This is a genomic window from Calothrix sp. CBUCES-K 9914 (assembly GCF_059640475.1).
In genome coordinates, this window is record NZ_JBXXZH010000359.1 from 1 (window position 1) to 7,210 (window position 7,210).

Annotated in this window: 6 protein-coding genes; 3 read left to right on the forward strand and 3 right to left on the reverse strand. The window is 38.9% G+C overall.

Annotated features, from left to right (window positions below; all coding sequences use genetic code 11):
- Positions 1-325: VIT domain-containing protein (locus tag AC2JBO_RS41160; RefSeq protein WP_496959398.1), on the reverse strand; the 325-nt coding region annotated here is incomplete at its 3' end.
- Between the two features lie 622 nt (positions 326-947).
- On the opposite strand from AC2JBO_RS41160, the gene AC2JBO_RS41165 reads away from it, so the two are divergent.
- Positions 948-1,442 carry a hypothetical protein gene (locus AC2JBO_RS41165; protein ID WP_496959399.1) on the forward strand — a complete coding sequence of 165 codons (495 nt, stop codon included), beginning with the start codon at positions 948-950 and terminating at the stop codon, positions 1,440-1,442.
- Between the two features lie 164 nt (positions 1,443-1,606).
- On the opposite strand, the gene AC2JBO_RS41170 is transcribed toward AC2JBO_RS41165, so the two are convergent.
- Positions 1,607-3,772: a DEAD/DEAH box helicase gene (locus AC2JBO_RS41170; protein ID WP_496959400.1), complete on the reverse strand. Its 2,166-nt coding sequence runs from the start codon at positions 3,770-3,772 to the stop codon at positions 1,607-1,609.
- A gap of 146 nt (positions 3,773-3,918) precedes the next feature.
- On the opposite strand from AC2JBO_RS41170, the gene AC2JBO_RS41175 reads away from it, so the two are divergent.
- Positions 3,919-4,476: a hypothetical protein gene (locus AC2JBO_RS41175; protein ID WP_496959401.1), complete on the forward strand. Its 558-nt coding sequence runs from the start codon at positions 3,919-3,921 to the stop codon at positions 4,474-4,476.
- Here the strand turns inward: AC2JBO_RS41175 and AC2JBO_RS41180 are convergent.
- On the reverse strand, positions 4,406-5,401 hold the full coding sequence (locus AC2JBO_RS41180; RefSeq protein WP_496959402.1) for a phosphatase PAP2 family protein: 996 nt from the start codon (positions 5,399-5,401) through the stop codon (positions 4,406-4,408). The two genes, AC2JBO_RS41175 and AC2JBO_RS41180, sit on opposite strands and share 71 nt — an antisense overlap.
- Before the next feature lie 208 nt (positions 5,402-5,609).
- Here AC2JBO_RS41180 and AC2JBO_RS41185 point away from each other — a divergent pair, with 208 nt between their 5' ends.
- A complete protein-coding gene (locus tag AC2JBO_RS41185) occupies positions 5,610-7,088 on the forward strand; it encodes a site-2 protease family protein (protein ID WP_496959403.1) in 1,479 nt (492 codons plus the stop codon).
- Positions 7,089-7,210 lie beyond the last annotated feature (122 nt).

A 7,210-nucleotide genomic window follows, 5' to 3' on the forward strand; every position in this document is an offset into this window, starting at 1 on the left:
ACCCCGCAGTACGCCCTTCTTTCTTTGCTTGCTCGTAAATTTCTTGTGCTTCAGAGCGCTTTTTTATACTTCCCTTAATTATTTTATCTCCAATTCTAATTTCCATCTCATCCACTGCTGACTCATCTGGCAATGGAAAGACATAGACCGCTTCTAATGGTTTTGTGAAAGGATTTTCAAAACTTTGTGTTACCTCTACACGCGCGGCATTTCCAAAAATTGTGGCGCCTACTTCTGTATGCTTGAGTAGAAATATTTCTTCACTACCTTTTGGGAAAAGTCCACCATAAGTACGTTGATCAGGATTTACAACATTATGACGCATGGCTCTACCTACCTTAAAACAAGGATAGTTTTAGTGTAACAAAATTGTAGTTTTAATGTAGGATATCTATCCCAGATGTCCTTAATCAATTTTTAATATCTTGTGGAACAGGCATTCTTGCCTGTCTCTTCACATTCTCTTCATTTAAAATATTAATCAAACCATGAATAGAAGTAATGATATCTGAAGAAACATCAGGATTTGCAGAGCAATTACTAATGACCCTAGTAATGATTCAAGTAGCGTTATATCCCCTAGTAAAAATTTTTAAATTTTCTCTAGCGGGAGTAATAGAAGAGCGTTAGGGTGATTTTTAAATTTTTGTTGCAGACTTACTAAATAACTGCATAAGTTACTGCCACTTATACCTATATATATAGTTTACTTATTTAAAATTATCAATTTTGTGATCTATCTAAAGAAAGATATTTTCTAGTTTGACTCTCTGTAAGTAGATTTTTATAATCAACTATGAAATAATGATTTTTACAACTAAATAAAACTCATGTGACTTATGCAAAGAAAAGTATCAACATAGCTAATAGAAAGACTAATGGTAGAATTGCCAAAAAATGAATACAACCAAAAATTAAGTACAATTTACAACTGTTGAGGCATTAATATGACTAGTAAAACAGTAAGCGCTTTCTTGATTACAGGCAGTTTCTTAGCAACGAATTTTTTCAACATTAATTTGCTATCTCAACAACCAAAGATACAAATCGGGGAAGTTGCCCAAGGTCAAGCATCGAATGTACCAAAATTACTAAGATGGGGTGCCAAGGCTATAGGTACAGGGGCTTTAAGTGCATTTGGCGCATGGGGTTTTAATACTTACGCAAAAGCTAATTTACCGCAACCAGCTCAACGGCCGCAGAAAACATATGTGGGTAGTTTTTTTTCTAGCCAACGCGGCTTTATCTATAGTTGGTCTCCATCTAGTGGATGGTCTTATTATGACGGAAACAGTCGGCGATTCGTAGCAATACAAGCACCCGGAGAATTGCTTTATCGTAATTATGATGTTTTTCAGTTATCTAACGGTGGGTACAAACAGGAGGTGCCACCGGGCAGATTTGGGTATCACCCCACCCAAGGATGGATCCAATTTCAGTAAAGCGTACAGAAAGTAATTCGGTTTCATTGTTTTTTCGTATAACTGCGCGCGCTCCTAATAATTACAGCCGATAATTTTCCTTTCTTTTCAATGAGCGAGGATGCCCATCCCGCTCATTGATGGTTAATTTAATTTTTTGAAGTCCCTTATTGACAAAAATGCTTCTATCTGGTCATAACATCATTTAAATCTAGATAATCATGTACAAATGCTTTTCTTAGCAATGGGTATGGTATGTACTCATCGTACTTTTGTAGTTGCGGCGCCTCTGCTTCACTTACTAGATGTTCGGGTATTATGCGCTGTGTACATAATGAAGTTATTTCTGGCTGGAGATTATCTATTTTATCTTTGGGCAACCTTACTGTAATATAGTACGGACAGGAACCACCTATACTTTTAATTTCTAATGATTCACGACAAAAAGTATTGAGCATTGTTTCTAAAGTTTTAAACCCTGCTGTTCCTAACCAAGGAAATATTACACATTTGCCTTTTGGTAAACGCGCGATGTAGCTTTCATCCAATCCTAAACTTTGTATTATTTCGCGTACTTGTTTTAATCGCTTCAAAGCATTCGGTTGTAAGTAACTATATTCTGTATCTTCGCATAATACGCGACGCATACGTTGTAAGACTTTGGTATGTATGGCGCCACTACCACCACGCCAAAATACACTGCCTTGTCCTTCGGTGGGTTTTACAGATACTAACTTTTTACGAAAGTCTACATCCAAGACTTTCCATGTTCTTCCTGCTAAACCAAATTCACTACCAACTGTTGGTATCATAGCTATACTACCAATGTTAGTTGCATCATGCTTGACGGTAAATTCCAAATTTTCAGGAAAAACTGCATAAAACTGGAATCTATTGACGATTTTCTCCCCGTTCAGCCCTAATATTAATTTACCTTTGTCTGTTTTATGTATATGGTCAATATCTATTAGGTAGTTTAGTAATAATCGATAATCATCTTGGGAGATGTGTTGAAAAACTGATAAAGTTAAGATTTGTTTTGCTAATAAGGCAGGTGATATTTCACAATTAGCTGCAATAATACTCATGGTTTGGTGATACAACAATGAGAATGGGTATTTTACTGGTTTAAACGGTTCTACCCAGCGTTCTTCCATGTAAAGCTGTATAATTGCAATACTCTGTATTAACTGCCACGGTATTTGTTCGTATATAGGCGCCTCTTCTAAAACTTCTTCTTCAGCACATACAAAGCGCATATCTGAAGGTTTGCCACGTCTGCCCGCGCGTCCTAACCGTTGTAAAAAACTTGCTACGGACATCGGCGCCTCTAACTGAATAACTCGTTCCAAGTTTCCGATATCCACACCCATTTCTAAAGTTAAAGTTGCTGCAGTAACGCATGGTTTATCTTTTTCACGCATCGCATTTTCTGCTTCTGAACGTAAAGAAGCAGCAATACTCCCATGATGAACATGGTAAATATCTGGTTCTTGTTCCCGCACGGCAATTTGTCGCAACGCAGCTACAATTGATTCGGTTTGGGCTTTATTATTAGCAAAGATAAGACACTTACAACCTTTACTAAGATTATAGATATATTTCTCATAACTTTCCTGCCCCCCTTGATAAGGGGGGTTGGGGGGATCAGAAATGTTAAAATGTTCCAAAGCAAGTTTAATATTACGCTTACTTTGTTCAAGTAATGGTGTAATTACTTGTTTATCAGTATCCGAACGTAACCACTCTTGGGCTAACGAGTAATCTCCCAAAGTTGCCGATAACCCGATACGACGATGTTGTTTTCCTGTAGCTTGGGTAATACGCGCGAGTTGACAAAGTATCTGACAACCCCGTTCAGTTCCCATAAAAGCATGAACTTCATCGATTATTACAAAGCGTAAGTCTCCAAACAACCGTATTAAATCATCATTTTTGTTGATTAGCAAACTTTCCAAAGACTCTGGAGTTATTTGTAAAATTCCGCGCGGGTTTTTTAATGCTTTAATTTTATGACTTTGGGAAACATCTCCATGCCAAGGTATTACCGGAATATCCGCTTCCTTTAATAATTCGTTCAAACGTTCAAATTGGTCATTAATCAACGCTTTAATTGGACCAATATAAATTACTCCGATACTACGGGGTTGTTCTGCGTGTAATACGGTAATAACTGGCAAAAAAGCTGCTTCTGTTTTCCCTGCGGCTGTTCCAGCAGCAACCAGCAAATGCGCGTCTGTGTCAAATATCACTTCACTTGCTGCGGTTTGAATGGATCTTAATTCTGTCCAGTTGTTATTATATATATATTCCTGAATAAATGGCGCCAGTCTGTTAAAGGTGTTGTTCATATTAAATACAAATACATTCCAATATATATAGCAAAACTACTTAAGCATGAGTTAGAAGCAAGCACAAGTAATCTTACAGTGGAATGGCACCATGCAGTAAAGCTATAAATGCAGCATGACAAGAATTTAATAAGACAAATAATACAATGATAGATATATCAAAGTTTGGAATTAAAGAGCCACCGCAACGAAAGATAGTAATGCTCAAGAATGATAATATTATTGAAATTTTTATTCCTGCGGTGGGATTGTTTTCGCGGTTTACAATGCTATGTTTAGCTTTCTTGATTTTTCCAGTGTGTTTGGTTAATTTGTTCGCGGTTTCGCTTCCTAGGTTCGATATGAGAACCTTACCACCAGTATTTAGTTTTAATCTAGTAGTTTCGCTCGTAACAATTGGAGTTGTTATTGTATCTGAGTTTGCCCAAAAACGGTTTTCGATAACTCGTCGTAAAATCTCTTGGACTTATGAACTTTTCGGGTTGAAGCTAAAAGACCCTTTTCCTGCTTCTATACGCGGAATTATTAGCATAGCAAAAACCCAGCAGTCTTGGAATCGCTGGTTTTTACAAATTTGGGCTGGGCGCCGAGTTTATGAAATTTCAACGAGTAATTTTTCGCCGTTTGCCGTAACTAATTCTGAAATTGACCTTTTAGCAAAGGAATTGAGTGACTGGCTGGAATTAACGATTTTACAGGATTAGCTTGAACGTTGAAAGCTATACAAACAAACAACCACACTAAACCAGCAGCGTAACCAGCAGTAACATCTGTCATCCAGTGTACTCCCAAATATAACCTACTACAACCTATTGCCAAAATCAAAGCTACAGCAAGTGTTGAAATTTGATTGCGGTGTTGAGGATACTGCTTTGCTAAGGTGTAAGCAATATACCCGTAAACTACCATCGATACCATCGAGTGACCACTTGGAAAGCTGTGGTGACTAACTTCAATAATTCTATCCCACAGTAAAGGACGTGACCGCGCGAACATAAGTTTGAGTATACAGTTCAACCCAATTCCACCAACAGCAGCAACTATCAGGGTATTTGCATCTTGACGACGGTTATTACGTATTAACCAACTTCTATATAACCCAGACACCAACAGTAATGTCGCTCCTTCCCCTAATGAAGTGGCACCTACCATGACGGTATGAAGTAATGGCGAATGTAATTTTTGAATTGTCAATAGAACTCGTTCATCTAAACCGCGCGTGTGAATAAATAAAGTTAAAAGTGCCAACGCGCTCACAGTTCCCGCAACAGGGATTATAGTACTAGTTGCAATCGATAGCTTTTGCTCTTGATTTGTCACTGGAGTCGGGACTGACGTACTAACGGTACAACCTACGTTGCTGTAATCTGAGACACATGATTGAATTAGTGTAGCAACGGCATTTTGACCGAAGTTGGGATAATACAGTACAAGTATATTGCCTGTCGTACAATTTGCCTGGACTCGCTCGATACCTTTTTCCTGCGATAATTTCGATTCTAAGTATTTTTTGAGCAATTTATCACCATAAAGCCCACGCACTTTATATCTAACTCTGCCTGTAACAGCAGTATGTACAGGCGTAATCAAAGAATCTTTATATGTAATAGTACTTAATACGTTAATCATTTTTGTAACTAAACTAGGTTGGGTGTAACCCAACGTCTGAAATAATGTTGGCGTAATGATAATGATAATGTTAGGTTGCGCTTCGCTTCTGCCAACCTACATTTTATTTGAGAATACGGCAAAGGTCGTTATAAATTAAGTAAGTTAGTAGTTTTTAACAAATTGCTTTCCAGAAAGAACTTAGTTTTGTTTCAAAGGGTTTTGGAAGATGTTTACTGCGTCAGAGACTCCTTTAGTCGCGACAATCCTAGTTGTTGCTTTGGGTATTTTAGGTTGGGGCTTTTATCGCGCCAGACCTTTTGGTAAGCTAGGAATCTTAGCCTGGTTGCAATCGCTTGTGCTAATGATACCTTGGCTACTATTTTTTGGCTTGTTCGCAGCAGGAATCTACATTAATATTATCGGTATTATCTTGCTGTTGGTTGTCTCCGCAGGGGTATATGTCTATCTAGGACGACAACTCCGCGCGGCTGGACAAGATGTTATTCTACGGCAAAAAGCCGCTGACCGATTAGCTTCAGAAAATCAATCTGATACAAATGCACCTCAAACTGTAACTGTATTGGTGCCAGAAACGATACCAATACCCGATGATGATTTAAGTGCAATCAAAAGTATCTTTGGCATTGATACATTTTTTGCCACCGAAACAATACCTTATCAAGATGGCGCCGTATTCAAAGGTAATTTACGGGGGGAACCGGAAGAAACTCATAACCGTTTGACAGAGAGTTTACAGTCACGGTTAGCTGATAAATACCGCTTGTTCTTGGTAGAAAACGCGGAAGCTAGACCAGTAGTTATCGTCCTTCCCAGTCGTAATGACCCACGTCCAATGACGATAGCGCAAAAGTCATTTGCGGTCGTTTTGCTACTTGCTACACTTGCTACCTGTTTGGAAGCTGCGGGTTTACTTCTGGGTTTTGACTTCTTCTCCTACCCCGCGCGTTATTTGGAAGCTCTACCCATCGGTGGGGGTATTTTTACCGTTTTACTCGCGCACGAAATAGGTCACTTCCTCACAGCACGTCGTCACCAAGTTCGGTTAAGTGTACCTTTTTTCCTTCCAGCAGTTCAAATCGGTTCATTTGGCGCCATTACTCGCTTCGAGTCACTGTTACCTAACCGTAAAGTGTTATTCGACATTTCCCTAGCAGGACCTGCCGCAGGAGGAATTATTTCGCTTGTGATGTTGATAACTGGTTTGTTATTATCTCAACAAGGTAGTTTGTTTCAAATACCTAACGAGTTTTTCCAAGGTTCAATTTTAGTTGGAAGTTTAGCGCGCGTAGTCTTAGGTTCAGCACTACAGTCTCCAGCAGTTAGTGTACACCCCCTAGTAGTAATAGGTTGGCTTGGACTAGTAATTACTGCCTTAAACTTAATGCCAGCAGGTCAATTAGATGGAGGCCGTATCGTCCAAGCAATTTATGGACGTAAAATCGCCAGTCGAACTACTCTCGCCACCTTAATTGTACTAGCAATAGTTTCTCTCGGTAATCCACTAGCAATGTACTGGGCAATTGTAATTGTATTTTTGCAGCGTGACCAGGAACGTCCCAGCTTGAATGAAATTACTGAACCCGACGACGCGCGAGCAGCGTTAGGTTTACTCGCACTATTTCTAATGATTGCAACACTTATCCCTTTAACCCCTGCACTCGCAGGTAAATTAGGTATAGGTTAGCAACGGATACAACGGATGTAACGGATAAACTACTGGTTCATGTCATTAATTTTGGGGTGATATATTTGTTACCACAGAGACACAGAGTTACAGAGACAAGAGTTAAGAGAGTTCAAGTCAGG

Excerpts from the sequence above, each read along its gene's own strand:
- AC2JBO_RS41165 (WP_496959399.1), top strand. The coding sequence starts at position 948 with ATGACTAGTAAAACAGTAAGCGCTTTCTTGATTACAGGCAGTTTCTTA.
- AC2JBO_RS41170 (WP_496959400.1), bottom strand. The coding sequence starts at position 3,772 with ATGAACAACACCTTTAACAGACTGGCGCCATTTATTCAGGAATATATA.
- AC2JBO_RS41175 (WP_496959401.1), top strand. The coding sequence starts at position 3,919 with ATGATAGATATATCAAAGTTTGGAATTAAAGAGCCACCGCAACGAAAG.
- AC2JBO_RS41180 (WP_496959402.1), bottom strand. The coding sequence starts at position 5,401 with ATGATTAACGTATTAAGTACTATTACATATAAAGATTCTTTGATTACG.
- AC2JBO_RS41185 (WP_496959403.1), top strand. The coding sequence starts at position 5,610 with ATGTTTACTGCGTCAGAGACTCCTTTAGTCGCGACAATCCTAGTTGTT.